This window comes from Xanthomonas sp. LMG 8993 (assembly GCF_009835065.2).
GTDB lineage: Bacteria > Pseudomonadota > Gammaproteobacteria > Xanthomonadales > Xanthomonadaceae > Xanthomonas > Xanthomonas arboricola.
The window spans coordinates 38,120-63,727 of the sequence record NZ_QVIF02000008.1; the positions used below are offsets into that span (position 1 = coordinate 38,120).

22 protein-coding genes and 1 other RNA gene are annotated in these 25,608 nt (G+C 65.5%); 11 read left to right on the top strand and 12 right to left on the bottom strand.

Annotated features, from left to right (window positions below; genetic code table 11):
• Positions 1-10 precede the first annotated feature (10 nt).
• The 5 genes from atpA (at position 11) to DYQ94_RS14940 (ending at position 5,527) form a co-directional block, all read left to right on the top strand.
• Entirely contained in the window at positions 11-1,558 is a 1,548-nt protein-coding gene (atpA, locus tag DYQ94_RS14920) for a F0F1 ATP synthase subunit alpha (RefSeq protein WP_039525261.1), read from the top strand.
• A gap of 186 nt (positions 1,559-1,744) precedes the next feature.
• Positions 1,745-2,608, top strand: a complete 864-nt coding sequence (gene atpG, locus DYQ94_RS14925; protein WP_047129381.1) for a F0F1 ATP synthase subunit gamma — start codon at positions 1,745-1,747, stop codon at positions 2,606-2,608.
• 144 nt (positions 2,609-2,752) lie between these two features.
• Positions 2,753-4,159, top strand: a complete 1,407-nt coding sequence (atpD, locus tag DYQ94_RS14930; RefSeq protein WP_016901010.1) for a F0F1 ATP synthase subunit beta — start codon at positions 2,753-2,755, stop codon at positions 4,157-4,159.
• Between the two features lie 142 nt (positions 4,160-4,301).
• Positions 4,302-4,724, top strand: a complete 423-nt coding sequence (locus DYQ94_RS14935; RefSeq protein WP_024938404.1) for a F0F1 ATP synthase subunit epsilon — start codon at positions 4,302-4,304, stop codon at positions 4,722-4,724.
• Between the two features lie 233 nt (positions 4,725-4,957).
• On the top strand, positions 4,958-5,527 hold the full coding sequence (locus DYQ94_RS14940; RefSeq protein ID WP_102251211.1) for a chorismate mutase: 570 nt from the start codon (positions 4,958-4,960) through the stop codon (positions 5,525-5,527).
• Positions 5,528-5,569: 42 nt separating this feature from the next.
• Here DYQ94_RS14940 and DYQ94_RS14945 read toward each other — a convergent pair whose 3' ends face one another.
• Positions 5,570-5,953, bottom strand: coding sequence for a GtrA family protein (locus DYQ94_RS14945; RefSeq protein WP_016901007.1), 384 nt, complete (start codon positions 5,951-5,953; stop codon positions 5,570-5,572).
• 145 nt (positions 5,954-6,098) lie between these two features.
• On the opposite strand from DYQ94_RS14945, the gene glmU reads away from it, so the two are divergent.
• Entirely contained in the window at positions 6,099-7,463 is a 1,365-nt protein-coding gene (glmU, locus tag DYQ94_RS14950) for a bifunctional UDP-N-acetylglucosamine diphosphorylase/glucosamine-1-phosphate N-acetyltransferase GlmU (RefSeq protein WP_126966610.1), read from the top strand.
• 90 nt (positions 7,464-7,553) lie between these two features.
• Positions 7,554-8,525, top strand: coding sequence for a right-handed parallel beta-helix repeat-containing protein (locus DYQ94_RS14955; RefSeq protein WP_126966611.1), 972 nt, complete (start codon positions 7,554-7,556; stop codon positions 8,523-8,525).
• On the opposite strand, the gene DYQ94_RS14960 is transcribed toward DYQ94_RS14955, so the two are convergent.
• The 7 genes from DYQ94_RS14960 to DYQ94_RS14990 form a co-directional block, all read right to left on the bottom strand.
• Positions 8,522-9,874: a sensor histidine kinase gene (locus tag DYQ94_RS14960; RefSeq protein ID WP_126966612.1), complete on the bottom strand. Its 1,353-nt coding sequence runs from the start codon at positions 9,872-9,874 to the stop codon at positions 8,522-8,524. The genes DYQ94_RS14955 and DYQ94_RS14960 overlap by 4 nt on opposite strands.
• Positions 9,875-9,882: 8 nt before the next feature.
• On the bottom strand, positions 9,883-11,226 hold the full coding sequence (locus DYQ94_RS14965) for a sigma-54-dependent transcriptional regulator (protein ID WP_126966613.1): 1,344 nt from the start codon (positions 11,224-11,226) through the stop codon (positions 9,883-9,885).
• Between the two features lie 160 nt (positions 11,227-11,386).
• Positions 11,387-11,857: a PDZ domain-containing protein gene (locus DYQ94_RS14970; protein WP_237474933.1), complete on the bottom strand. Its 471-nt coding sequence runs from the start codon at positions 11,855-11,857 to the stop codon at positions 11,387-11,389.
• 117 nt (positions 11,858-11,974) lie between these two features.
• The gene (locus DYQ94_RS14975) at positions 11,975-13,201 is read right to left on the bottom strand and encodes an ABC transporter permease (RefSeq protein WP_126966614.1); all 1,227 of its coding nucleotides are present in this window, start codon (positions 13,199-13,201) and stop codon (positions 11,975-11,977) included.
• Positions 13,202-13,256: 55 nt separating this feature from the next.
• Entirely contained in the window at positions 13,257-14,558 is a 1,302-nt protein-coding gene (locus tag DYQ94_RS14980; RefSeq protein WP_126966615.1) for an ABC transporter permease, read from the bottom strand.
• An 11-nt stretch (positions 14,559-14,569) separates the two neighbouring features.
• The gene (locus DYQ94_RS14985) at positions 14,570-15,289 is read right to left on the bottom strand and encodes an ABC transporter ATP-binding protein (protein ID WP_065032892.1); all 720 of its coding nucleotides are present in this window, start codon (positions 15,287-15,289) and stop codon (positions 14,570-14,572) included.
• A 101-nt stretch (positions 15,290-15,390) separates the two neighbouring features.
• Complete coding sequence (locus tag DYQ94_RS14990) at positions 15,391-16,662, bottom strand: efflux RND transporter periplasmic adaptor subunit (protein ID WP_039814569.1); 1,272 nt, start codon at positions 16,660-16,662, stop codon at positions 15,391-15,393.
• A gap of 204 nt (positions 16,663-16,866) precedes the next feature.
• Between DYQ94_RS14990 and glmS the strand changes: the two genes are divergently transcribed.
• The 4 genes from glmS (at position 16,867) to DYQ94_RS15010 (ending at position 21,060) form a co-directional block, all read left to right on the top strand.
• Positions 16,867-18,696, top strand: coding sequence for a glutamine--fructose-6-phosphate transaminase (isomerizing) (gene glmS, locus DYQ94_RS14995; RefSeq protein WP_102580587.1), 1,830 nt, complete (start codon positions 16,867-16,869; stop codon positions 18,694-18,696).
• 336 nt (positions 18,697-19,032) lie between these two features.
• Positions 19,033-19,506, top strand: a complete 474-nt coding sequence (locus DYQ94_RS15000) for a hypothetical protein (protein ID WP_024938393.1) — start codon at positions 19,033-19,035, stop codon at positions 19,504-19,506.
• A 228-nt stretch (positions 19,507-19,734) separates the two neighbouring features.
• Entirely contained in the window at positions 19,735-20,883 is a 1,149-nt protein-coding gene (locus DYQ94_RS15005) for a hypothetical protein (RefSeq protein ID WP_126966616.1), read from the top strand.
• A 100-nt stretch (positions 20,884-20,983) separates the two neighbouring features.
• Positions 20,984-21,060: non-coding RNA, sX9 sRNA (locus DYQ94_RS15010), on the top strand.
• 130 nt (positions 21,061-21,190) lie between these two features.
• Here the strand turns inward: DYQ94_RS15010 and gloA are convergent.
• From gloA to DYQ94_RS15030, 4 genes are all read right to left on the bottom strand, one after another.
• Entirely contained in the window at positions 21,191-21,715 is a 525-nt protein-coding gene (gene gloA, locus DYQ94_RS15015; protein WP_126966617.1) for a lactoylglutathione lyase, read from the bottom strand.
• Between the two features lie 218 nt (positions 21,716-21,933).
• The gene (locus tag DYQ94_RS15020; protein ID WP_425519012.1) at positions 21,934-22,998 is read right to left on the bottom strand and encodes a copper resistance protein B; all 1,065 of its coding nucleotides are present in this window, start codon (positions 22,996-22,998) and stop codon (positions 21,934-21,936) included.
• Positions 22,999-23,231: 233 nt separating this feature from the next.
• Entirely contained in the window at positions 23,232-25,067 is a 1,836-nt protein-coding gene (locus DYQ94_RS15025; RefSeq protein WP_184429119.1) for a copper resistance system multicopper oxidase, read from the bottom strand.
• Positions 25,068-25,149: 82 nt separating this feature from the next.
• A complete protein-coding gene (locus tag DYQ94_RS15030) occupies positions 25,150-25,551 on the bottom strand; it encodes a CopL family metal-binding regulatory protein (protein WP_126966620.1) in 402 nt (133 codons plus the stop codon).
• Between the last annotated feature and the right edge of the window lie 57 nt (positions 25,552-25,608).

Sequence of the window (25,608 nt, forward strand, 5' to 3'; positions counted from 1 at the left end):
GGACTGAACGATGGCAACCACGCTCAACCCCTCCGAAATCAGCGACCTGATCAAGACCCGCATCGAGGCGGTCAAGCTGTCCGCAGAGTCGCGCAACGAAGGCTCCGTGACCAGCGTGTCCGACGGCATCGTGCGCATCTTCGGCCTGGCCGACGTGATGCAGGGCGAAATGATCGAACTGCCGAACAACACCTTCGCGCTCGCACTGAACCTGGAGCGCGATTCGGTCGGCGCCGTGGTGCTGGGCGATTACGAGAACCTGCGCGAAGGCGACGTGGCCAAGACCACCGGCCGCATCCTGGAAGTGCCGGTCGGTCCGGAACTGCTCGGTCGCGTGGTCAACGCGCTGGGTGAGCCGATCGATGGCAAGGGCCCGCTGGGCGCCACCCAGACCGCACCGGTGGAGCGCGTTGCGCCCGGCGTGATCTGGCGCAAGTCGGTCGACCAGCCGGTGCAGACCGGCTACAAGTCGGTCGATGCGATGATCCCGATCGGCCGCGGCCAGCGCGAGCTGGTCATCGGTGACCGCCAGACCGGCAAGACCGCGCTGGCGATCGATGCGGTGATCAACCAGAAGGGCACCGGCATCAAGTGCGTGTACGTGGCGATCGGCCAGAAGGCCTCGACCGTTGCCAACATCGTGCGCAAGCTCGAAGAGAACGGCGCGCTGGCGCACACCGTGGTGGTGGCTGCGACCGCGTCCGAATCGGCCGCGATGCAGTACATCAGCCCGTATGCCGGCTGCACCATGGGCGAGTACTTCATGGACCGCGGCGAAGACGCGCTGATCGTGTACGACGATCTGTCCAAGCAGGCCGTGGCCTACCGCCAGATCTCGCTGCTGCTCAAGCGCCCGCCGGGCCGCGAAGCCTATCCGGGCGACGTGTTCTATCTGCACTCCCGCCTGCTCGAGCGCGCTGCACGCGTGTCCGAGGAGTATGTGGAGAAGTTCACCAACGGTGCGGTGACCGGCAAGACCGGTTCGCTGACCGCGCTGCCGATCATCGAAACGCAGGCCGGCGACGTGTCCGCGTTTGTGCCGACCAACGTGATCTCGATCACCGACGGCCAGATCTTCCTGGAAACCGACCTGTTCAACGCCGGCATCCGCCCGGCCGTGAACGCCGGCATCTCGGTGTCGCGCGTCGGTGGTGCGGCCCAGACCAAGATCATCAAGAAGCTGTCCGGCGGCATCCGTATCTCGCTGGCGCAGTACCGTGAGCTGGCCGCGTTCGCGCAGTTCGCCTCGGACCTGGACGAAGCCACCCGTAAGCAGCTCGAGCGCGGTCAGCGCGTCACCGAGCTGATGAAGCAGAAGCAGTACGCGCCGATGTCCATCGCCAACCAGGCGCTGTCGATCTATGCCGTCAACGAGGGCTACCTCGACGAAGTGCCGGTCAACAAGCTGCTGGCGTTCGAAGAAGGCCTGCACGCGCACTTCGCCAACACCCAGGGTGAGCTGGTCTCCAAGATCAACAGCACCGGCGGCTGGGACAACGACATCGAAGCTGCCTTCAAGAAGGGCATCGAAGAGTTCAAGACCACGGGCAGCTGGTAACAGCGCCGGGAGTCGGGATTGGGCATTCGGGATTCGTAGAAGCGGTGATCTGAGGGCTTGAACGCCCAGGATCACCAGTTCGGATCTCCAGATTCAGGTACTCGGGGTTTGTGGGTGAGGTGACGTCGGCGGCTTTGGCCAATCCCGAATCACCCATCTCGAATCCCACCATCGAAGCGAGCGAGTATGGCAGGCGGACGCGAAATCAAAACCAAGATCAAGAGCGTGCAGAACACCCGCAAGGTGACGCGCGCGCTCGAAATGGTCTCGGCCTCCAAGATCCGCAAGGCGCAGGACCGTATGAAGACCTCGCGTCCGTACGCGCAGGCGATGAAGCAGGTGATCGGGCATCTGGCGCAGGCCAGCACCGATTACCAGCATCCGTTCCTGGTCGAGCGCGAGCAGGTCAAGCGGGTCGGTTACATCGTGATCTCTTCCGACCGCGGCCTGGCCGGCGGCCTGAACAACAACCTGTTCCGCAGGATGCTGGGCGAAGTGCGCCCGTGGCAGGACAAGGGTGCCGAGATCGACGTGGTGACCATCGGCCAGAAGGCTTCGGCGTTCTTCCGTCGTATCAAGGTCAACATGGTCGGCAGCGTCACCCATCTGGGCGACAGTCCGCAGATCGAGCAGTTGATCGGTGTGATCAAGGTGATGCTGGATGCCTTCGTCGAGGGCAGGGTGGACCGCGTGTATCTGGTCTACAACCGCTTCGTGAACACGATGACGCAGAAGGCCAGCTTCGATCAGCTGCTGCCGCTGCCGGCCGCCGAGCACAAGGTGGCGCACCACGATTGGGATTACCTGTACGAACCCGATGCCGCGACCGTGCTGGAGCACGTGATGACGCGTTACATCGAGTCGCTGGTGTACCAGGCCGTGCTGGAAAACGTGGCCTCCGAACATGCTGCGCGCATGGTGGCGATGAAGGCCGCCAGCGACAACGCCAACAAGATGATCGGCACCTTGCAACTGGTCTACAACAAGGCGCGTCAGGCGGCGATCACCCAGGAAATTTCGGAAATCGTCAGCGGCGCGGCCGCGGTATAAGCACGGCCGGGATTGGGGATTCGGGATTGGTAGGAGCGCAGCGAACTGCGCCCTTGCGAATCCCCAATCACGAATCCCAAATCACAAAATTCCACGAGATGGCATCTGCCACTCGGACAGAACAAAGCTAACCGGAGCAGCAAAATGAGTCAGGGCAAGATCGTTCAGATCATCGGCGCGGTCGTCGACGTCGAATTCCAGCGCAATGAAGTGCCGAAGGTCTATCACGCGTTGAAGGTCGAAGGCACCGAAATCACCCTGGAAGTGCAGCAGCAGCTCGGCGATGGCGTGGTGCGCACGATTGCGCTCGGCTCCACCGACGGCCTGAAGCGCAACCTGCTGGCCACCAACACCGAGCGCGCGATTTCGGTGCCGGTCGGTGCCGGGACGCTGGGCCGCATCATGGACGTGCTGGGTCGTCCGATCGACGAGGCCGGCGACGTGCAGGCTTCGGACCATTGGGAAATCCATCGCGCTGCGCCGTCGTATGAAGACCAGTCCTCCAGCACCGAGCTGCTGGAAACCGGCATCAAGGTCATCGACCTGATGTGCCCGTTCGCCAAGGGCGGCAAGGTCGGCCTGTTCGGCGGCGCCGGCGTCGGCAAGACCGTCAACATGATGGAACTGATCAACAACATCGCCAAGGCGCACTCGGGTCTGTCCGTGTTTGCCGGCGTGGGCGAGCGTACCCGTGAGGGCAACGATTTCTACCACGAGATGAAAGACTCCAACGTGCTGGACAAGGTCGCGATGGTGTACGGCCAGATGAACGAGCCGCCGGGCAACCGTCTGCGCGTTGCGCTGACCGGCCTGACCATGGCCGAGTACTTCCGCGACGAAAAGGACGAGAACGGCAAGGGCAAGGACGTGCTGTTGTTCGTGGACAACATCTACCGCTACACGCTGGCCGGTACCGAAGTGTCCGCGCTGCTCGGCCGCATGCCGTCGGCAGTGGGCTACCAGCCGACCCTGGCCGAGGAAATGGGCGTGTTGCAGGAGCGCATCACCTCGACCAAGAGCGGTTCGATCACCTCGATCCAGGCCGTGTACGTGCCTGCGGACGACCTGACCGACCCGTCGCCGGCGACCACCTTCGCCCACCTGGACTCCACCGTCACGCTGAGCCGTAACATCGCTTCGCTGGGTATCTACCCGGCGGTGGATCCGCTGGATTCCACCAGCCGCCAGATGGACCCGCTGGTGATCGGCACCGAGCATTACGACACCGCCCAGCGCGTCCAGCAGACCTTGCAGAAGTACAAGGAACTGAAGGACATCATCGCGATCCTGGGCATGGACGAGCTGAGCGAAGAAGACAAGCAGTCGGTGTCGCGCGCACGCAAGATCGAGCGCTTCTTCAGCCAGCCCTTCCACGTGGCCGAAGTGTTCACCGGCTCGCCGGGCAAGTACGTCTCGCTGAAGGACACCATCCGCGGCTTCAAGGCGATCTGCGACGGCGAGTACGACCACCTGCCGGAGCAGGCGTTCTACATGGTCGGCAGCATCGAAGAAGCCGTCGAGAAAGCCAACAAGATGAGCGCCAAGGCGTAAGAGCCGGGATTTGGCATTCGGGATTCGGGATTTGGTACGGCGGTGATTGGGACGGTGGATGAGGATGGGAACGACGGTGAACGCCGCTGTTGCCAATCCCCAATCCCCAATCCTCAATCCCCGCCTCACAGAGTGAGGCACCATGAGCACTATCCGTTGCGACATCGTCAGCGCCGAGAAGGAAATCTTCCACGGCGAGGCGACGCTGGTCGTGGCTACCGGCGAGTTGGGTGAGCTGGGCATCGCGCCCAAGCACGCACCGCTGATCACGCGCCTGAAGCCGGGCAAGGTGGTGGTCACCACCGCCAGCGGCGAACAGCTGGACTTCGCCATTTCCGGCGGCATCCTGGAAGTGCAGCCGCAGGTGGTGACCGTGCTGGTCGACACCGCGGTGCGCGCGCAGGACATCGACGAAGCTGCCGTGCGCAAGGTCAAGGAAGAGGCCGAGCGTCTGCTGGCCAACCGTGGCGACACGGTGGATGTGGCCGATGCGCAGCGTCGGCTGGCCGAGGCGACCGTGCAGCTGCAAGCACTGGAACGCCTGCGTCGCAACCTCAAGCATTAAGCACGCGGGCGTGCGCGCATTTGCTAGCGCACGCAGACGTGATACCCGATGCAGCGCCGCACGCCGGTGTGGACTGGAAACGCCGACCTCAGGGTCGGCGTTTTCGTTTCTGGAGCTGCGCGTGCGTGGCGCCGCCTCCATGCCTGGGCACAGCAGGCACACTGCCTGCCTTGTGCCATGCCGCCGGTTGCAGGCGGCGCGGCCTCTCACTCACGCACGTCGAGGAACACCCGATGACCCGCACGATCGATGGCTTTCGTAGTTATGCGCTGAGCGGCCTGCTGGCCGTGGCGATGCTGGGGTGCGCGCTGCCGGCCCGCAGCCAGCCGCCGCTGGATCCGCTGCTGGATCGCATCGTGCAACGCAATGCCATCGGCGATGCGGTGGCGCTGAGCAAGTGGGACAGCGGCAAGCCGGTGCTGGACCAGACCCGCGAGGCGGCGGTGCTGCAGAGCGTACGCGAGCAGGCGCCTGCGCATGGACTGGATGCCGACGATGCGGCGCGCTTCTTTGCTGCGCAGATCGAGGCCAACAAGGCGGTGCAATACGCGTTGTTGCACCACTGGCGCGAACGCGGACGCGCGCCGGACACCGCGCGTCCGGATCTGGCGATCCTGCGCACGCGTCTGGATCAACTGCAAGGTCAATTGCTCGACGCACTGGCCGAGGTCGCGCCGGCACGTACAGCGCCGCAATGCGCGACCAGCACCGCGCGTGCGGCGGCCCATTACGCCGCGCAATGGCAGCTGGACGCGCTGCATCGTGCGGCACTGGTGAGAAGCCTGGGCGATTTCTGCCACTGATACGCGCCGGCTCCGACACTGCCCGGGCTCAGGGACGCTCGCTCAGCGATACACCACGTGCCGGCCCAGGAAAAATGACACGATCGCCAGGCCGCCTTCCACCAGCGGTTTGGCCAGCCAGGCCTGGCGCAGGCCGACCAGATCCACCGTTGCCGACAGCAGCCATGTGCTGATGAGTGTCAGCGCCAGCCACATCAGCGCAAAGCGGCGAAAACGCGGCCAGCCCAGACGTGCGCCGCCTTCCTGGGCAAAGGTGTAGCGGCCGTTGAGCCAGAAGCCCAGCACCGCGCCGCTGATCCGCCCGAGCAGATTGGCAGGCACGGCCGGCATGCCGGCCGCGGTGGCGGCGATGAAGATGCCGCAGTCCACCGCCAGCTGCAGGGCGCCAATGATCATGAATTGGCTGCCTTGGCGGAACAGACTCATGCAGGCCGGGTCATCGTGGAAGGGCGCTCATGCTAACGGCAGCGGCGCTTGAAAAGTGTCATCGTCGCGCATGCTGCAGGCAGGACACGACGCACTGCCGGGACAGCGACTAGAATTTGGCTCTCCCATGTTCTGGAACGCTTCGATGACTCTGCCCCTGCACGTCGTGATCCTGGCCGCGGGCGAGGGCAAGCGCATGCGCTCGTCCCTGCCCAAGGTGCTGCAGCCGCTGGCGGGCCAGCCGATGCTGGCACATGTGATCGCCACGGCGCGGCAGCTGCAGCCGGCAGCGATCCATGTGGTGCACGGGCACGGCGGCGAGCAGGTGCAGGCGGCGTTTGCCGCGCAGGGCGATCTGCACTGGGCCGAGCAACGTCAGCAACTGGGCACCGGGCATGCAGTGCAGCAGGCGATGGATGCGATTCCGGATGCGGCCACGGTGCTGGTGCTGTACGGCGATGTGCCGCTGATCCAGTCCCAGGACCTGCTGCAGCTGCTGCACGCACCCGGGCGCATGGCGGTGCTGGTGGCCGATGTGCCCAATCCCACCGGCTACGGCCGCATCCTGCGCGATGCCGAGGGCAAGGTCGCCGCGATCGTCGAGCAGAAGGATGCCAACGACGAGCAGCGCCGCATCCGCACCATCAACACCGGCATCCTCACTGCCGAGTCCACGGCGCTGCGCCGCTGGCTGGCCGGCCTGTCCAACGAGAATGCGCAGGGCGAGTTCTATCTCACCGACGTGTTTGCCAGCGCCGCAGCCGATTTCACCCCGGCCGACATGGTGCATGTGGCCGACGTGCAGGATGTGGAAGGCGCCAACGACCCCTGGCAACTGGCGCAGCTGGAACGCGCCTGGCAGCTGCGTGCCGCCCGTGCGCTCTGCCTGCAGGGCGTGCGCATGGCCGACCCGGCGCGCGTGGAGCAGCGCGGCACGGTGAGCGTGGGCAGTGACGTGCAGCTGGATATCGATGTGATCCTGGAAGGCAATGTGACGCTGGGCGATGGCGTGGTGATCGGTCCGTTCGTGCGCCTGCGCGATGTGACGCTCGGCGCCGGTACGCAGGTACGCGCACATTGCGATCTGGAAGGCGTGGTGACGGAAGGGGCGGTGCAGATCGGTCCGTTCGCGCGGCTGCGTCCTGGCACCGTGCTGGCCGATGGCGTGCATATCGGCAACTTTGTCGAGACCAAGAAGGTCACGATGGGCATGGGCAGCAAAGCCAACCATCTGACCTACCTGGGCGATGCGGTGATCGGCAGCAAGGTCAACATCGGTGCCGGCACCATCACCTGCAACTACGATGGAGTGAACAAGTCGCAGACCAGCATCGGCGATGGCGCCTTTGTCGGTTCCAACAGCGCACTGGTGGCACCGATCGAGATCGGCGCCATGGCCACCATTGGCGCAGGCTCGGTGATCACCCGCGATGCGCCTGCCGGGCAGCTCAGCGTCACGCGTGCGCGTCAGACCGTGGTCGAAGGCTGGCAACGCCCGACCAAGAAGTAGCCTGCCTGCATGTCGCTGCAGCGCGCACAGCTGCTGTAAAGCGATGCCATGCATAGGCTATGCCCGTCACGATGGCTCAGGAGGTGCACGATGCGAACGCCGCGTTGCGTGTTGCTGGTGGCATGGCTGCTGCTATTGGCGGCAGTGTTGCCAGCTGCGGCCCATGCGCAGACCTACCGGCTGTATCTGGCGCCGGACGGCAACGATGCGGCGGCAGGCACCAGCGCAACGACCGCGTTGCGGAGTCTGGCGGCCGCCCAGCAGCGGTTATTGGAGCAGCGGCCCAGCGGTGCGGTGGACGTGGTGATCGCTGCAGGCACGTATCTGCGGCAGTCGGTGCAATGGACGTTCACCAACGGGGCGCCCATTCGCTTCATCGCCGCGCCCGACGCTGCCACGCCACCGTGGTTCGACGGGCGCGGTGGCGCGACCTGGTTCACGCTGAAGGGCGGCGGCGATGTAGCCACCCGGCTGACCTTCACCGGGTTGAAGGTCAGCAATTACTGGATGGCGATGGACCTGGGCAGCAGCAAGCGCAGCGCGGACGGCAACAGCGGCAACATCATCCGCAACATGACCTTCGAGCGGATCGGCGGGGTCCACGGCAGCAGCAGTGAGGCCGCCTATTCGTTCGCGGCGATCCGCCTGCAAAACTCGCGCGACAACCGCATCGAACGCAATCGCTTCGCGTCGATCGAAAACGACACCCGGACCTCGGGTTTCGTGCACGCGGTCTACCTGGCGCGCCACTCCTCCGGCAACCGCATCGAAGGCAATACCTTCACCGACGTCAACGGTGATGCCGTGCGTACCCGCGATGCCTCCGACAACACCTACGTGGCGTCCAACCGTTTCGTCCGGGCCGGCAAGTACGCGGCGTTTTCGGACTGGATCAAGCCCGATGGCGAATGTCCGTCGCAAGGCGGGCAGTTCGTCGACAACACCGTGGGAGCCGGCTATTACGGCGCCATCGCCGCCACCCGCACCAGCGGTGCCGACGATGCCTGCGGTGCGTTGAAACAACCGCGGATCCAAGAGCGCGGGACGGTGCGCGGCAACTAGCCGGCCACCGCCGCCGGCAGCAGCAAGGTGACGCACAACCCGCCGTGTTCGCGGTTATGCAGGGAGATGCGCCCGCCGTGTGCTTCGGCGATCTCGCGGGTGAGCGCAAGCCCGAGCCCGGTGCCATTGCGCTTGGTCGAGTAGAACGGCATCAGTGCGTTATGCAGCACGGCCTCGTTCATGCCGTTGCCGCGGTCCAGCACTTCGATCCGCAGCCATTGCGGCACACGCGTGACGCGCACGGCGACATCGCTGTTGGGCGGCTGTGCTTCGCTGCAGGCTTCGTGCGCGTTCTTGAGCAGGTTGAGCAGCGCCTGCTCGATCTGCGCGGCATCGATGCGGCTGGAGACATCGTTCAGTGCGCCCTGCAGCTGAAACGGAATCTGCTGCCGCAAACGCTCCAGGAACGGTGCCCATTCGATGGTCTGCAACTGTGGCTGCGGCAACTTGGCAAAGCGGGCGTAGCCGCGGATGAAGCCTTCCAGATGACGTGCGCGTTCTTCGATGGTCTCGAACACCGTGCCGAGCCGGTCGGTGCGTTCGCGGCGCAGCAACTCGGCACCGGAATGCGCCAGCGAGGCGATCGGCGCGAGCGAGTTGTTCAATTCATGGCTGATCACCCGGATGACCTTCTTCCAGGTCTGCACTTCCTGGCGCCGCAGTTCGGTGGTGAGGGTGCGGATCAGCAGCAGCTCGTGACCGCGTCCGTTGAGATGGAAACTGCGGCGTGACAGGTGATAGATCTGCTCGTCGTCTTCGTCATCGCCGTCCTCGCGGACCGCAAACAGGCAATCGCCGCCGCGGGCCAGCGCATCGCGCAGTTCGCCGGGCATGCGCGCCAGTACGTCGTCCAGGTGCTGGCCTTCGAGCTTGCGGCCATCGTGCAGCAGCTTGCGTGCGGCGTTGTTGGAAAAGCCGATGCGGCGCACGCCATCGCCACCGGCCACCACCAGCAGCATCGCCACCGGTGTGTTCTGCAGCATGGTGTCGAGCATCAACTCGCGTTGCACCAGGTCGCGTCGCTGCGCGCGCAGCACATCGCCAAGTTCCGAATGCGCCTGCACCAGTTGCGCCAGTTCGTCGGTGCCGCGCCAGTACACGCCGAAGTTGTACTCGCCATCGCGGTAGCTGCTGGTGGTGCCGGCCAGCGCACGGAACAGCGAGCGCATCGGTGCGGTGGCGCGGTTGAGGCTGAACCACATCGCGGCCAGCACAACGACGACCGACATTGCAGCGACCTGCCAGCCGTGGTCTAGCCAGTACGCCATGAACCACGGCAGGGCGGCGGCCAGTGCAAGTACCGGCAACAGCCTGAGAAACAGGGTGAACGTGAAGGAGCGATGCCACATGCGCGGAGTCATTCCGATCTGATGCCGTAACGGTCCATACGCCGGTAGAGCGCCTGTCGGCTCATTCCCAGTTCGGCGGCGGCCTGTGCGATCACGCCTTGCGCGCGCGCCAAGGCCTGTTCGATGCGTGCGCGATCCGGCTCGCCGGCAACAGCCGCCGCCGGCCGTGGCGCGGCGGCGCGCGGAAGGTTCAGATCGCTGGCTTCGATACGCGCGCCTTGTGCGAGCAGCGCCGCACGCTGCAGCACGTTGCGCAGCTCGCGCACATTGCCCGGCCAGGCGTGTCGCTGCAGCGCATCGCGCGCCTGTGCAGACAGGGGCTTGCCGCCCGCCAGGAAGTGATCGGCCAATGGCGCGATATCGCCCGGACGCTCGGCCAGGGCAGGCAGCGCGATTTCCACCGTGTTGAGACGGTAGTACAGGTCCTCGCGGAAGCTGCCGTCGCGGATCATCGATGGCAGGTCGGCATTGGTGGCGCTGATCACGCGCACCTTGGCGTGGCGTTCGCGGTTGGAGCCCAGCCGCTCGTAGCGACCGGTTTCCAGCACGCGCAGCAGTTTCATCTGGCCCGCCAGCGGCAGGTTGCCGACCTCGTCCAGGAACAGGGTGCCGCCATCGGCCGCTTCGAACTTGCCTTCGCGCGCCTTGTTGGCACCGGTGTAGGCGCCGGCTTCGGCACCGAACAATTCCGCCTCGATCAATTCACCCGGCAGGGCGCCGCAGTTGAGCGCGATGAAGGGGCCACGCTTGTTGGCCGAATTGGCCTGGATGATCTCGGCGATCTTCTCCTTGCCGCTGCCGTTGGGGCCGGTGATCAGGACCGGCAACTCCGAGCGTGCGACCTGGCAGGCGAGCGCGATGGCGCGTTCGCTGGCGGGGTCGGCGAACACCGCGCCGCGCAGATCGTAGCGCTGTGTCAGTTGCTCGCGACCACGGTGCTCGCGTTCGCGGCGGCGCGCGAGCTCGCGCCGCGCTTCGGACAGCTCCAGCAGGTTGTTGACCGTGGTGAGCAGCTTGGTGTCGTCCCATGGTTTGGCGATGTAATCGGCGGCGCCGGCCTTGACCAGACCCACCGCGCTACCAAGGTGGGTCCAGGCAGTGAGCAGGATCACCGGCAGGTCGGGGTGGCGCTGGCGGATCTGGGTAAACAGCGCCTCGCCTTCTTCGCCGGAGGTGGTGTCGGCGGTGAAGTTCATGTCCTGGATCACCAGGTCGAACACCTGTTCGTCCAGCAGCGCCAATCCGGCCTGCGGCGATGACGCATGCCGCGCTTCGATGTCGTGCAGGGAAAACAGCACCTCCAGCGCGGTGGCCACAGCGTTGTTGTCGTCGATGATCAGGATTTGCGGCATCGCGGTGCTCGGAAGGCGAAAGGTGTCGGGGGAGAAAGCGCTCGCCACAGCATACGGCGCAAGCCGGTGTCGATGGCAACGGACGTTGCAGCTGCGCAGTGCCCCGGCGTAGTGGTTGCTCGTGCGACAGGCCAGCATGTACTCCGGTCGCAAGCGAGGGCTACCGCACCTGTTGTGGCGAGGCGGGTGGCGCAGGCGCCAGCGGCGGAAGCAGCGGCGCATACGTCGCTGCGGTCCAGGTCAGGCCCATCCGTGCCTGCCCGCGTGCCACCTGGACCTGCACTGGTCGGCCGGCCGCAGCGCGCAGGACGTGCAGCAGATCTTCCACGGTTGCGATGCTACGGCCATCGGCTGCGCGCAGCTGGTCGCCTTTGCGCAGCTGCAGTGCCGGTATGTCGCTGGCCTGCGTGACCAGCAGGCCGGCGGCTGTGGCGGTCAGCACCAGCGTCTGTGCGTTGTGGCGCCAGCGCAGTTGATGATCGTCGATGCGCAGCACGGTGCGCTCGGTCACCTCGCTAGTGGTCTGCGTGGCAGCACGCGCGCAGGCGCTACTGCCGGCATGCAGCGTACCGATCATCGCAGCGATGGCGAATACACCGGCGACGCTGCGGGGATGGACGATCGAATGCATAGGGAGAAGGTCCTTGGTAGGGAAGCATCGCGGTTTGTCGGCATGCGCAGCGGACCAGTGCCCGGCAGCGCCGGGCCCAAGGGTGTGGTGGGCTTGAGGCAGCGTCCCATGGCCAGCTCAGGCGCTGCGCGTGGCGACTGCCGGCGGTACCAGCGCCGCGCGACGTGCGGGCCAGAACACCGCGATCTGGCCCAGTACCCACAGCGTGAGCGCGCCGATCGGCAGGTAGATCACCGGCAGGCGCGGCAATTCGTAGCGGGCCATCAGCCAGATATTGATCGAGTAAGCCAGCAGCATGCCCAGCACGATACCGACCGAGGCGAGCAGAAAGTTCTCGATCTGGAAATAGCGCAGGATCTGGCCGCGTGTGGCGCCCAGTGCGCGGCGAATGCCGATCTGCTTGGTACGCTGCTGCACCCAGAAGCTGGCCAGGCCCACGATGCCCAGCGCGGTGACGATCAGTAGCGCGATGCACACTGCGCCAAGTAGCCAGATCATTGCGCGATCGTTCTGGAAATACTCGTCGCGAATATCCTCGTAGGTCTGCTGCTTCAGCACCAACCGGCTGTTGTCCAGCTTCATCAAGGCTGCCACCGCCGCCTGCAGTATTTCCTGCCGCCGCAACGGATCGGTCACGCGCAGGATGTACTGTCCCTCGTTATAAGGAGGACGGATCGGCAGCATCATCGAATAATCCTTTTGATCCAGCCCATTGACGTTGTTCGGGCGCGCCAGCGTATGCACGATCCCAACGACCCGTAACGGGACGTCACCGGAGTAGATGGTCTTGCCGAGCGCACTGTGGTCCGGGAACATCTTGTCTGCAGCAGCTTGCGTCAAAATGATAGCGGCGCCTTTCTTGCGGACGTTGTCGTCGTTGTCCGCCTTTTGCTGGCTGATGTATTCCTCTGGTGTGAAGTCGCGCCCGGCGGTCAGTTGAAGGCCCAGCGTTTTGAGGCTGCCTTCGCTGACCAGATACTGCGCGGCGTTGAGCGTCGGGCGCTCCTGTTCTGCGGTCAAGGTCAGTCCGGTGTTGGACGAGTAGCTGACGAACGGAACCTGGTTGGTGATGGCCGCGCTGCGCACACCGGGAACAGCGCGCAATGCCGCAAGGTCCTCCTGGGTACGGACGTCTGCATTTGTCTGCGTCCCGATGCCATCCAGCCTGATGCTGAGCAATTCCTGTTCTGCGATGCCGCTGGCGCGATGGAGGGTTTCCACACGGTTGCCGATCAGGAACAGCGAATTGCAGATGATGGCGCAGGCCAGGGCGATCTCCAGCACGATCAGTGCGGCTGCGGTCTTGTGGCGGCGGAGGGTGGAAACGATAGGGCGGATGTCCATGGGGCTGACCTTCGATGGATGGGCGTGGCGCTCCGCATTGCGGAGGGCAAAAGGATCAGGAGGATTTGAGCTGCAACGCGGGGGCGACCTGGATGGCGCGCCACGACGGCAATATGCCGGCGATCAGGCTCGCGGCGAGCGCGATCGCGAACGTCAGCAGCAACATGCTGATGTCCAGGTGCGCCAGTGCCGCATAGTCCACCGGCTGCTGGCGTACGGCCCACAACCCCAGCCACGCCAAAGCCAGTCCGCAGATGCCGCCGACCAGGCCGATGGTTCCCGCCTCCACCAGGCATTGCGCAAAGATCGCGCCTCGCGATGCTCCGAGTGCACGGCGCACTCCGATCTCTCCGCTGCGGCGCAGGAACTTCGCCAACAGCAGCCCCACGGTGTTGAGCAGACACACCAGCAGAAAGCCCATCGCCAGCCAAAGCTGCAGGCGGACATCGCTGGGAACGACCTTGTTGTGATCCAGCCATTCCATCACATTGCGCAGGCGCACATTGTTCGGCCGCGTGAAACGTCCGGAGGCGCGTTGCTGATCGGAGTAGTTCTCCAGGTAGGCCTTGTAGTCGCTTGCCTGCTTGGCGTTCTCAAGTTCCACCCAGTACTGCACCCAGCTGCAGGGCGCATTGAGTGCGGTGGAATCACCACCCTCGACCTTGCCGTAGCAGTTGGTTCCGCCGGCATGGGTCATCTTCAAGTCCATCGCAACGCTGAAGGGCACGTAGAGTTGTTCGTTGGAACCATAGGTGTCGGTGATGTCGTAAAAACGTGGATTGAGCTTCCATGCATCCAAGACGCCGACGATCCGGAAGGTGTTCTTGTCGATGCGCAGGTCGCGCCCGACGCTATTACCTCCGTCAAACAGCTTGTCGTTCAGCGACCTGCTGATTACCACAACGCGTTCATGTCGCTCGTCGCTGGCACTTGACCAGCCCTGGCCGTAAAGAAACGGTGTGTCGAACATTGGGAAAAAATCTGCTGAAGTGAAACGTGATTCCAGCTTGAACGGGCTCAGCCCACTTCGCTGTGGTTCGATCGCCACGTTCCCGCCTGTCATCATTGCCTGGCGCACGGCGCGCTTTTCGCGCAGCAGTGTTTCAGCGTCGAAGCGGGTGGACTGATAGTCGGGATCTTCTCCCGGTTGATAGCCGGACTTCGGTTGCGCATCGACTTGTACATAGAACAACCGGTCGCTCTTCTGCGGAATCGGATCGCCCGACAGCACATAGAACACCGTCAATGTGGTCATGCTGGCGCCGATGCCGAGCGCGATGGCCAGCACCATCAGCGCGGTGAGCACCTTGTTGCGGCGGAAGCTGCGTAAGGCAAGATTGAAGTAGTAGCCGAACATGGATGTGCCTCTTACTCGGCCAGGGTGGCGGCGCTGTCGCGCGCGCGCATCAGGGTGGGGTTGCGTTCCAGGTCGGTGGCCTGGCCGTCGACGATATGCACGTTGCGCTGCGCGCGTGCGGCCAGTTCCGGGTCGTGGGTGACCATGACGATGGTGGTGCCCTGGCTGTTGATCTCTTCCAGCAGTTCCATCACCCCGCGTGCCATCTGCGAGTCCAGGTTGCCGGTGGGTTCGTCGGCCAGCAACAGGCGCGGGCTGCCGGCCAGCGCACGCGCGATGGCGGCACGCTGCTGCTGGCCACCGGACAGCTCGGTGGGGTAGTGCTTCAAGCGCGAGCCCAGGCCGACCTTGGTCAAGGCTTCTTCGATGCGCTGCTTGCGCTCGGCCGCGGCCATGCCGCGATAGCGCAGCGGCACATCGACGTTGTCGAACAGGTTGAGATCGGGAATCAGATTGAAGCCCTGGAAGATGAAACCGATCTTGCGGTTGCGCAAGCGCGAACGCGCGTCGTCGGACAGGTGGCTGACGTCTTCGCCGTCGAGCAGGTACTGCCCGCTGGTGAAGGTCTCCAGCAGCCCGGCCAGGTTGAGGAAGGTGGTCTTGCCCGAGCCGGAGGGGCCGGTGACCGCAACGAATTCGCCTTCGCGCACATGCAGGTCCAGCGAGCGCAGCGCGTGCGTTTCCACCTGTTCGGTGCGGAAGACCTTGGAGACCGATTGCATCTTGAGCATTGCCGATTCCTTTACGAAGAAGGTGTGTGCGAAAGAGAGTGAGAGTGGCTGACAAACCGTGGCGAGCAGCCTGACGGCTGCGCAGCAGGTGCTGGCCGCCTTTAGTGAACGGTGACGCGCGGTGCATCCCCGAAGTTGTCTGCACCGGAGACCACCACGCGGTCGCCGACCTGCAGCCCGGACAGCACCTGCACCTCGCCCAGGCTGCTGACACCCATGCGCACCGGACGGCGCACCGCGGTGTTGCCATCCATCACATAGGCGTAGCTGCCGCCGGACTGTTCGACGAACGGGCCGCGCTCGACCTTGAGCACGTTGCGGCGCGTGTCCATCACCACGCGTGCGCTCATGCGCTGGCTCTGGCGCAGGCCCGGCGGCTGCTTGTCGGCAAAGCGGATGCGCGCGGTGACTTCGCCATTGACCACTTCCGGCGACACCGCCGAGATCGCGCCCGGGAACGGCTCGCCACTGCCGCTGGTGAGCTGCGCCGGCATGCCGATTGCCAGATCGCGCGCAAAACTTTCCGGCACCTTGATCTCCACTTCGAACTTGGACAGGTCCACCACGCCCAGGATCGGCGCGTTCGCCGCGACCTGGGTGTGCTGCACCGCCTGCACCTGGCCGACCTGGCCATCGAACGGCGACAGCAGCGTGAGCGCATCCACCTGGCGCTGCACCTCGGCCACCACCGCGCGCTGGCGGTCGGCGAGCAGGCGCTTGTTGCGCGAATCCAGGTCCGCGCCCTGGCTCTTCAGCGACGCATCCCGCTGGGCGTGCTGCAGGTCGATGTCGGTCTTCTTCAAGGTGTCCTGCGCCTTGGCCAGTTCCACCTGTGGCACCGCGCCGCCATCGTAGCCGCGCTGGTAGCGCTCCAGGTCGCGCGCGGCGGCCTGCTTGTCGATCTTGGCCTGGTCGGTGAGCTTGCTGGCCGTGGCGCGGGCCAGGGTGGCGTCCAGGGCGGCGCGGCTGGACTCGGCTTCCAGCCCGGCCAGCGTGGCCTGCTCCTGCGCCAGCTTGCTGCGCAGCTCCGGGCTGTCGATACGGGCCAGCTCCTGGCCCTGCTTGACCACGTCGCCGGCCACCACGCTCAGCGTCACCGTGCCGGCCGAGATGGCGTACAGCACCGGGCTGTTGGCGGCGATGACGCGCCCGTCGGCGGCGATGTCGCGCACCAGGTCGCCCTGGCTGACCGTGGCGATCCGCACCCGGCTGGCATCGAACGAGCGGCTGCCGGCGCTCCACGCGGTGACTGCCCAGCCGATGCCGGCCAATACCGCGACCACCGCGATGCCGGGCCATAGCCAGCGGCGCCATGGCGCGCTCTGGGCGGGTGTACGGAGAACCTGGTCCTGGGCGGAGGTATCGCGAATCATGGTCGGCTGGCTCGGTGGCGTGACGGTGATAAAGCAGGGTCTGTGCCAACCTCCAAGTCGTTGAATAAAATCGCTTTTAGACGTTCGTGGCCGGTGTCCGCAGTGTCCGCGGACACCGGCGCGGACACGCTGTCCGGGCACGGTCATGCAGCGGACAAGAGCGGACACGCTAAAATGCCCGGCTTCGTCCTCAAGGGTTGTCCTATGTGCGGCATTGTCGGAGCGATCGCCGGGCGCGATGTGGTCCCGGTCCTGATCGAAGGACTCAAGCGCCTTGAGTACCGCGGCTACGATTCCTCCGGCATCGCCGTGCTCGATGGCGCGCAGGTACGCCGCGTGCGCCGCACCGGGCGCGTGGCGGAGATGGCGCAGGCCGCGCAGGCCGAGCAGTTCGGCGCGACGCTGGGCATCGGCCACACCCGCTGGGCCACCCATGGCGGCGTCACCGAGGCCAATGCGCACCCGCACATCAGTGACGGCGTGGCACTGGTGCACAACGGCATCATCGAAAACCACGAACAGCAGCGGGAGAAGCTGCGCGCGCTGGGCTACACCTTCGAGTCGCAGACCGATACCGAAGTGATCGCGCACCTGATCCATCACCATCTGGGCAGCGCAGGCGACCTGTTGACCGCGCTGCAGCGCACCGTCAAGGAGCTCACCGGTGCCTATGCGCTGGCGGTGATGAGCCAGGCCGAACCGGAGCGCTTCGTCTGCGCGCGCATGGGCTGCCCGCTGCTGATCGGCGTGGGCGAGGGCGAGAACTTCGTCGCCTCCGATGTCTCGGCCATCGTGCAGGCCACCCGCCAGGTGATCTTCCTGGAAGAGGGCGACACCGCCGACCTGCGCCGCGATGGCGTGCGCATCTTCGATGGCAACGACGCCCCGGTCGAACGCCCGCTGCATCTGTCGGACGTGTCGCTGGCATCGTTGGAACTGGGCCCATTCCGCCACTTCATGCAGAAGGAGATCCACGAGCAGCCGCGTGCGCTGGCCGATACCATCGAGGCGGCGATCGACGCCAAGGGCTTCCCTGCGTCATTGTTCGGCGCCAATGCCGAAGCGGTGTTGCGCGACATCGACGGCGTGCAGATCCTGGCCTGCGGCACCAGCTACTACGCCGGCATGACCGCGCGCTACTGGATCGAAGCCATCGCCGGGCTGCCATGCAGCGTGGAGATCGCCAGCGAATACCGCTACCGCGCCGCGTATGCCAATCCCAGGCATCTGATCGTCACCATCTCCCAGTCCGGCGAAACGCTGGACACGATGGAGGCGCTGAAATACGCCAAATCGCTGGGGCACCTGCACACCTTGTCGATCTGCAACGTGCCCGAAAGCGCGATTCCGCGCGCCAGCGAACTGGTCTGCTACACACGTGCCGGCGCCGAGATCGGCGTGGCCTCGACCAAGGCGTTCACCACCCAGCTGGCGGTGTTGTTCCAGCTCACCATGGTGCTGGGCAAGTTGCAGGGGCGCATCAGCGAGGCCGAAGAAGCGGAGTATCTGGAGCAGCTGCGCTTCCTGCCGGGCAGCGTGCAGCACGCGCTGAATCTGGAGCCGCAGATCATGGCCTGGGCCGAGCGTTTTTCGGCCAAGGAAAACGCATTGTTTCTCGGCCGCGGCCTGCATTACCCGATCGCGCTGGAAGGCGCGCTCAAGCTCAAGGAAATCTCCTATATCCACGCCGAGGCGTATCCGGCCGGCGAGTTGAAGCACGGCCCGCTGGCCCTGGTGGACGCGGCGATGCCGGTGGTGGTGATTGCGCCGAACGATCGCCTGCTGGAAAAGGTCAAATCCAACATGCAGGAAGTGCGCGCCCGTGGCGGCGAGCTGTTCGTGTTCGCCGACCAGGACAGCCACTTCAGCGAGTCCGAAGGCGTGCACGTGATCCGCACCCCGCGCCACGCCGGCGTGCTGTCGCCGGTGATCCACACCATCCCGGTGCAGTTGCTGGCCTACCACACCGCACTGGCGCGCGGCACGGATGTGGACAAGCCGCGTAACCTGGCCAAGTCGGTGACGGTGGAGTAGCGCGGCCGATCGAGGGGGCTGTGCTCGCCGCGATCAGCGTCGCGGCCGCCGGGTGCGGCATCTCCCTGCATGCGCTGTGGCTCGGTGCGCATGCCCAACGACTGCCCGCCCTGTTTCTTTGTCGCGATTGCCTGCAGCGTGCGGACATCGGTGGCGTTGCTGGGGCCCCGCGTCGGTATCGCCCGGTGGCCGCGTGGAGGCGTGTTTCGCAACGCGCCCGGGTCGCTGCCGGTGCCGCAGCAAGCCAAGTTTGGCAGACTGCCGCTCCGGCTGCCAACGTGATGGCCCAGGTTATGCATACGCTTCCTGCGAGGGTCCCATCACGCAGGAGGACGTATGCACGAGTCTTTCAAACAGGGCGCGCCGGCGGAATTGTGGCAGGCGTTGGTACGTGAGGCGGGGCAGCGGATTGCGCAGCCGCTGGACGAATCGCGCGAGCACTATCTGGTTTTCGTGTTGCTGCGCCTGCAGCGCGATGCGCAGCTGTTTTCGCGCACGCAGGCCCTGGCCTGGTTGCACGCGCACGACCAGATCGGCAGTCTGCGGGCCGATGCATTGCGCGACATCGGAGATCAATGCCTGCTGATTGCAGGCCTGTTTCCCGGGATTGCGCAGCGCCGGCGGCTCAGCGTCGACTACTTCATCGCGTTGGGCCGCGGCGCGTATTTCGAAGTGGCCGACACGCGTTACAGCGATGCGGGTCTGTTCGCGCAGTTGGCCGCCACCTATCGCGAGTTGGTCCGCACGCTTGCGGCGCTGCGCCCGCCGCGCGAGTGGCAGCGCAGTCACGGCGGGCTGCTGCATGCGTAGATAAGCGTCACTTCCGGGGCCGTCCCTACAGCTGTGGGGACCGCCCCGACTGCCAATTGCGCATGATGCGCTCACACTAAGTTCGCAACTGAGCGTTCTAGCCGACTGCGGACCGTTGTCTGATGGACCAAAGCACTGTGCCGTTGATCGCTGTCCGCGCGATCTGACAGTGCCATGTCGCATTGCGTGGGGGACACGCAATGCGACGCTCTCCAGGGGAAGGAATCCATGAAAGCATTAATTGCAGTGGCGATCTCGGCGCTGAGCGGCGCCGCAATGGCCAGCGATGTGCCGCCCGGTTATGCGGGCGTGGGCGGCATGACCTTGCAGGACATCGACCCGGCCATCTATGCCTATCACTACGACCACGGCTTCGTTGGCGAAGACGCGATGGGGTGGGATCCGGCGCTGCAGTTCGCCTGGTCGCGCATCGCTGCGGCCAAGGTCTGCGGCCAGCAGCCTGTCGAGCAGGACGCCATCGTTGCCAGGCTGGTTGCGCAGTACGGCCAGGATGCGGCCGTGCATCAAGTCAACGGCATCGCATTTCATGAAGTGCAGATGCGTGCCTCCAGCGCGTTCTGTACCGCCACCCGTGGTGCCGAGGCGGTGGCAGTGGTGCCCGCATTTGCCAACGGCGATTTTTCGACGGCAACGACCTATGCCGCGGCTGCAGTTGCCGGCACGCTGTCGGTCGCCGAGAAAGAGCAACAGCCCTCCGCACAGACGCAGGGCGATGCCGACGCAGCCATTGCACCATCGGCGGATTGGGCGTTGCAGCTGCCGTTGCATGCCAGCATGCGCGTGGGGTCCAACGGCCTGCCCAACGGCGACGAAATGTTGCGCGTGGTGCGGCGCGGGCACACCGGGGCAGTGGTGGGCCTGCAGATCGCCACCAGCCTGTTCACACGCGGCGTCGCAGTGTCGGCCTTCGGCAAGGGGCAGCTGAAAGGCGAAAGGATGGAGGGCGTGGGCAATCCCGGCTATCAACTGCAGCGCGATGCGGTCAATGCGCGCCTGAAGAGCTACTTCACCGGACATCCGGCAGCACTGCCGGCAGAACCGTTCCCGCTGCAGGTCCTGATGTCCGACTGGCTGCTCGTCTACCAGAGCCTGGCCGATACCAAGTCGCCCTACGAGCTGCGCTACGCGGTGACGATCGGCGGTGAACGCTCCGGACTGTTGAAGCGCAAGGCGAGTCCGGTCAATCTGGACTGCGCGCCCACACCGCGCACCGCATCGCTCGAGGAGTGGGAGGCAAACGACTACGCGCTGGTCAAGCAGGCCGCGCAGGCCTACAGCGAGGAATGCGCCGCAAAATTTGCCGAGCAGTTACCGCAGTGGTTCCCGGATAGAGAAGCAGTTGCCACCTCCAACTGAGGCAACGCGTCATGCCGCAGGATGGCGCCTGCATCTAGATAAGAGCTACCAAAACTATTGCGCCGCCGTCAGGCGGGCGCGGCCGGTGCTCGGAATCGGTATGTGCCACTCGTACGTTCCGGCTCTGAGCGCGCCGTCCGCACCCACCTGATGACTGCGCGCTAGGTTGCGTTAGCCGCTGTAAGCGCGCTGCGCGCATCCAACTGGGTGGGTATTCTCTGCCGACATACCCTGCTCGAAAGCGAAATACAGACAGCGCATGTGTCTGAAACAAAAATGCCCGGGAACCCGGGCATTTTGCTAAGTATTACACCAGCGGCGTATTGGAAATGATCTCCACCCAGTAGCCGTCGGGGTCCTTGATGAAGGCCAGGTGCTTCATGCGGCCGTCTTCCAGGCGTTTCTGGTACGGCACGTTGAGGCTGTCGAAACGTGCGCAAGCGGCGTGGATGTCGGGCACCGAGATGCAGATGTGGCCGAAGCCGCGCGGGTCGCTGTTGCCGTCGTGGTAGACCGGGCCGTCCTGGGTTTCGGTGCCGTGGTTGTGGGTGAGTTCGAGCACGCCGGGGATGCCGGCCATCCACAGCCGACGCGCTGCATCGTCGTCGGGGATGGCGGTGTCGTCGGGCAGCAGGGCCAGGAAGTACAGGCTGAACTGCGCATCCGGAAAATCACGTGCGTCCAGCAAGCGGAAGCCCAGCACGCGCGTGTAGAAATCCAGCGAACGCTGCGCATCCTTGACGCGCAGCATGGTGTGGTTGAACACGAAACCGGCAGTGTCGGCAGGTGCGGCGCTGGCGCCGGGGACGTGTTGCAGGTCGGTCAAAGGCATTGCGGTCTCCTCGATGGAATGCGGGGGGCAGGTCAGGCTGCATTGGAGGTGGATGTTAGCGGGGCAATGGTTGTCGGCATGTCTGCACCGTGCGCGTCGGCGGTCTGGCGTCGCTCTGTGGTCGATCGTGCGCGACAGCGCGACCTGCCTTGTTCAAGGCCGTGGCATGGGCCTGCATCCGAATACGAACGGTCAGGCCCATGCGCACAGCGGTTGTCTCAGAACCAGATGCGCAGGCCGGCAACAAACCGGCTGTCGCGTGCAGGCTCATCGTCGATCGCGGCGCGGCGGGCGGTGTCGCCGAAACTGCGGCTGTGCACCCAGCCGATGTAGGGCGCGAAGCGGCGGGTGATTTCGTAGCGCAGCCGCAGGCCCACCTCGACCTGCTCCAGCCCGCTGCCGACGCCGCGCCGGTCATCGTCGGTGAGGGCGATATCGGCTTCCACGCGCGGCTGCAGGATCAGCCGGTTGGTGAGCAGCACCTCGTATTCGCCCTCCAGTCGCAGCGCGGCACGGCTGCCGCTGCCGACATAGAGCGTGGCTTCGGTCTCGAACTTGTAGGGCGCCAGGCCCTGCACGCCGAAGGCGGCCCAACGGCGCTGCTCACCCGCTCCGATGTCCTGACGTGCGCCGACCAGCAGGTCCCACCACGGCGAGATGGCGTGGCCATAGAACGCTTCCACCGATGCGGCCTGCGTGCGCCCGTCCTGCCGCTCGCCTTCGCTGCGCAACCAGAGCCGGTCGATATCGCCGCCAATCCAGGCGCGCGCTTCCCAGTCCTGGCCACTGCCGCGCGTGGTGTCGAAGGCTTCCAGTCGATCGAGCAACACGTAGTGATTGATGCCTGGCGCGTGCATCGCATGGTGCTGCAAGGGGGCGAATGCCGCCGCGATCTCCTCGGCAGTGGGCTCGGGGATCGGCGTACGTGGCAGTGCGCCGGTGGTGGGCGATGCCGGCATTTGCGTCACCGCTTCGGCATGCGGCGCGTGCTCCATGTCGGAGTGATCCATCGTCCCATGCTGTTGCCCGTGCTGCATCGACGCATGATCCATCGATGCGTGCTCCATCGATGCGTGCTCCATTGCATCGTGGTCGCTGTCTGCCTGTGATTGCCGGGTGTGGTCCAGTTGTGGATTTGCAGAGGTCTGGTGTGCGGCGTGCTGCATGCCTGCGTGGTGCATCGATGTCGGCGCTGCCGAAACGTCGGCCTGCACCGGGCGTTGCGCAGGCGTGCTGTCAGCAGCGTTTGCCGATGCAGTGCTGGAGTGCTGCGCGTGCTGCATCTGCGCATGCTCCATCTGCATCGCCTCTGCGCTCTGCTGCGCGGATGGCGGCGATGCCTCCGTTGCGATGGATGTCTGCGGGTGGGCCGCCGTTGCCTGGTCGGCTATCTGCATTGCATGTGCGCCGTCGGCATGCGCGGATGATTCCATCGCCGCATGCTGATGCTCCTGTGCAGTGGCCGATGCGCTCAGCAGCAGTGCGAGCAGCGTCCTGTATTGCGTCCGTGGTGTACTCATGCCTCCACCCGCACTTCGCGCATCATGCCCGCTTCCATGTGGTACAGCAGATGGCAATGGTAGGCCCAGCGGCCCAATGCATCGGCGCGGACGCGATAGCTGCGGCGTGTGCCGGGCGGCATGTCGATGGTGTGCTTGCGCACCTGGAAATTACCATCGGCGTCTTCCAGATCGCTCCACATGCCGTGCAGGTGGATGGGGTGCTGCATCATGGTGTCGTTGACCAGCACGATGCGCAGCCGCTCGCCGTACTGCAGCCGCAAGGGCTCTGCCGAGGCGAAGGCGATGCCGTCGAACGACCAGGCAAATTTTTCCATATGCCCGGTCAGATGCAGTTCGATCTCGCGCCCGGGTTCGCGCCCATCCGGATCCTCGAACAGGCTGTGCAGATCGGCGTAGCGCAGCACCCGGCGGCCGTTGTCGCGCAGGCCAACCCCAGGATCGTCCAGGCGCGGTGAAGTGGCATTGCTGCGCATGTCGATCAGCGGGTTGCCGTCTTCGCTGGCGGGGTGGTGCGGTGTCTTGCGCTGCGCATCGACGCTTGCATGCCCGTGCGTCTGTGCGGCTGGCATCGGCATTGCCATCGCGTGCGCCGCATGCGGGTCACTGTGCGGCGTGTCGGCGCCGTGCATGGGGTGACCTGCATGCGCCATGCCATCGCCGTGCCCCATGTCCTGCATGGTGAGGATCGCGCGTGGATCCAGCGCGGGAATCGGTGCCTGCAGCCCATGCCGCACCGCCAGCGTGCCGCAGGCGAATCCGGTGCGGCCCATGTCCTGCGCGAACAAGGTAAACGCGTCCTGGCCGATGGGCTCGACAAGCACGTCGAAGGTCTCGGCCGCCGCAATGCGCAGCTCGTCCACGCTGACCGGATGCACGTACTGGCCGTCGGCGGCCACCACGGTCATGCGCAGGCCGGGGATGCGGATGTCGAAGTAGGTCATCGACGAGCCGTTGATGAAACGCAGCAGTACCTTCTCCCCTGGCCTGAACAGGCCGGTCCAGTTGCCGGCCGGGGCGACGCCGTTGAGCAGGTAGGTGTAGGTGTTGGCGTTGACGTCGGACAGGTCGGTCGGGGTCATGCGCATGCGCCCCCACATGCCGCGGTCGGCCAGCGTTGCGCGCAGGCCGTCGTCGCGCGCATCGCGCAGGAAATCGCCCACCGTGCGCTGCGCGTAATTGTCGTGGCTGGGCATCTGCTTGAGCCGCCGGAACAGCGCGGCCGGGTCCAGGTCGGTCCAGTCCGAGAGCAGCACCACATGCTCGCGATCGTGCCGGTACGGCGGCGGTGTCAGCGGGTCGATGACGATCGCACCGTACAGGCCGGCCTGTTCCTGAAACATCGAATGGCTGTGATACCAGTAGGTGCCGGACTGGCGCAGCGCGAAGCGGTAGTGGTACTCCTGGCCCGGCGCGATGCCGTCGAAACTCATCCCCGGCACGCCGTCCATGTTGGCCGGCAGCAACAGGCCGTGCCAGTGCACCGAGGTGGGTTGGTCGGCCAGCGCGTTGCGCACGCGCACGCTGACCGTGTCGCCTTCGCGCCAGCGCAGCGTGGGGGCCGGCAGGCTCTGGTTGACGGTGATGGCGGGGCGGCGGCGCCCGGTGAGGTTGACCGGCATGCGGCCGATCTGCAGCGTCTGGCTGCTGCCGCGCAGGACCGGCGTGCTCACCGGGTTGGACGCACGCGCATCGCTGCGCCACAGGCCGGCGGTGGCGGCAACACCGCCCAGGGCCATGCCCTGAACGAAGCGGCGTCGGCTCAGGCCGCCGTTGGAGGGTGGATCGAAACAATTGGGATCGAAAGACATGACATCTCCGCTGCGGCCCACCGATGAAGGCGGACGCATCGCATCGCTTAGAAACCCCGCGCAGCAAGCGCGCGGGCCCGATGACGGCCAAGGCCGTCAGCGCTCAGGCGATGGGAGGTCGAACCGGTTGCTCGGGCACTGGACTGCCGCGCCCTTCGGCCAGGGTGGCAGGCAGGGTGGCGCGGCCAGGCAGGCCGGCGGGCACCGCAGGCAGGGTCAGCAAGGCGAGGCTGCAGTGCTGCAGGCAGTCGCAGCTGCCCAGCTTGCAGCAGTCGGCCGCGTGCGCGTGCCGGGTTTTATCGGGGGGATGCGCCGCAGCGGGCGGCGGCATGTCGGCATGGCACGGCATCGCGGCCGGCATGAGCGCGTGCGCCATCGACGCGGTCGCAACCGCCCCGGCCGACGCCATCCCCGGCAGCGCCATGCCCACCCACGCCCACGCGCCGGTGGCCGTATTGGCAACCAGGCACAGGCACAGCAGCAGGCGGAGCAGGCAACGCAGCACGGGCAGTCAGGGCGGGCAGTCGGGTGCCACGAGCATAGCACCGGCTCCCAGCTGTCC

Coding starts and splice junctions, on each gene's coding strand:
- DYQ94_RS14935 (WP_024938404.1), top strand. CDS start 4,302: ATGAGCACTATCCGTTGCGACATCGTCAGCGCCGAGAAGGAAATCTTC.
- DYQ94_RS14965 (WP_126966613.1), bottom strand. CDS start 11,226: ATGCCGCAAATCCTGATCATCGACGACAACAACGCTGTGGCCACCGCG.
- DYQ94_RS14975 (WP_126966614.1), bottom strand. CDS start 13,201: ATGGACATCCGCCCTATCGTTTCCACCCTCCGCCGCCACAAGACCGCA.
- atpA (WP_039525261.1), top strand. CDS start 11: ATGGCAACCACGCTCAACCCCTCCGAAATCAGCGACCTGATCAAGACC.
- DYQ94_RS14945 (WP_016901007.1), bottom strand. CDS start 5,953: ATGAGTCTGTTCCGCCAAGGCAGCCAATTCATGATCATTGGCGCCCTG.
- glmS (WP_102580587.1), top strand. CDS start 16,867: ATGTGCGGCATTGTCGGAGCGATCGCCGGGCGCGATGTGGTCCCGGTC.
- atpG (WP_047129381.1), top strand. CDS start 1,745: ATGGCAGGCGGACGCGAAATCAAAACCAAGATCAAGAGCGTGCAGAAC.
- DYQ94_RS14940 (WP_102251211.1), top strand. CDS start 4,958: ATGACCCGCACGATCGATGGCTTTCGTAGTTATGCGCTGAGCGGCCTG.
- DYQ94_RS14990 (WP_039814569.1), bottom strand. CDS start 16,662: ATGATTCGCGATACCTCCGCCCAGGACCAGGTTCTCCGTACACCCGCC.
- DYQ94_RS15020 (WP_425519012.1), bottom strand. CDS start 22,998: ATGCAGCACGCGCAGCACTCCAGCACTGCATCGGCAAACGCTGCTGAC.
- glmU (WP_126966610.1), top strand. CDS start 6,099: ATGACTCTGCCCCTGCACGTCGTGATCCTGGCCGCGGGCGAGGGCAAG.
- DYQ94_RS14985 (WP_065032892.1), bottom strand. CDS start 15,289: ATGCTCAAGATGCAATCGGTCTCCAAGGTCTTCCGCACCGAACAGGTG.
- DYQ94_RS14960 (WP_126966612.1), bottom strand. CDS start 9,874: ATGTGGCATCGCTCCTTCACGTTCACCCTGTTTCTCAGGCTGTTGCCG.
- gloA (WP_126966617.1), bottom strand. CDS start 21,715: ATGCCTTTGACCGACCTGCAACACGTCCCCGGCGCCAGCGCCGCACCT.
- DYQ94_RS14980 (WP_126966615.1), bottom strand. CDS start 14,558: ATGTTCGGCTACTACTTCAATCTTGCCTTACGCAGCTTCCGCCGCAAC.
- DYQ94_RS15005 (WP_126966616.1), top strand. CDS start 19,735: ATGAAAGCATTAATTGCAGTGGCGATCTCGGCGCTGAGCGGCGCCGCA.
- DYQ94_RS14955 (WP_126966611.1), top strand. CDS start 7,554: ATGCGAACGCCGCGTTGCGTGTTGCTGGTGGCATGGCTGCTGCTATTG.
- DYQ94_RS15000 (WP_024938393.1), top strand. CDS start 19,033: ATGCACGAGTCTTTCAAACAGGGCGCGCCGGCGGAATTGTGGCAGGCG.
- DYQ94_RS14970 (WP_237474933.1), bottom strand. CDS start 11,857: ATGCATTCGATCGTCCATCCCCGCAGCGTCGCCGGTGTATTCGCCATC.
- atpD (WP_016901010.1), top strand. CDS start 2,753: ATGAGTCAGGGCAAGATCGTTCAGATCATCGGCGCGGTCGTCGACGTC.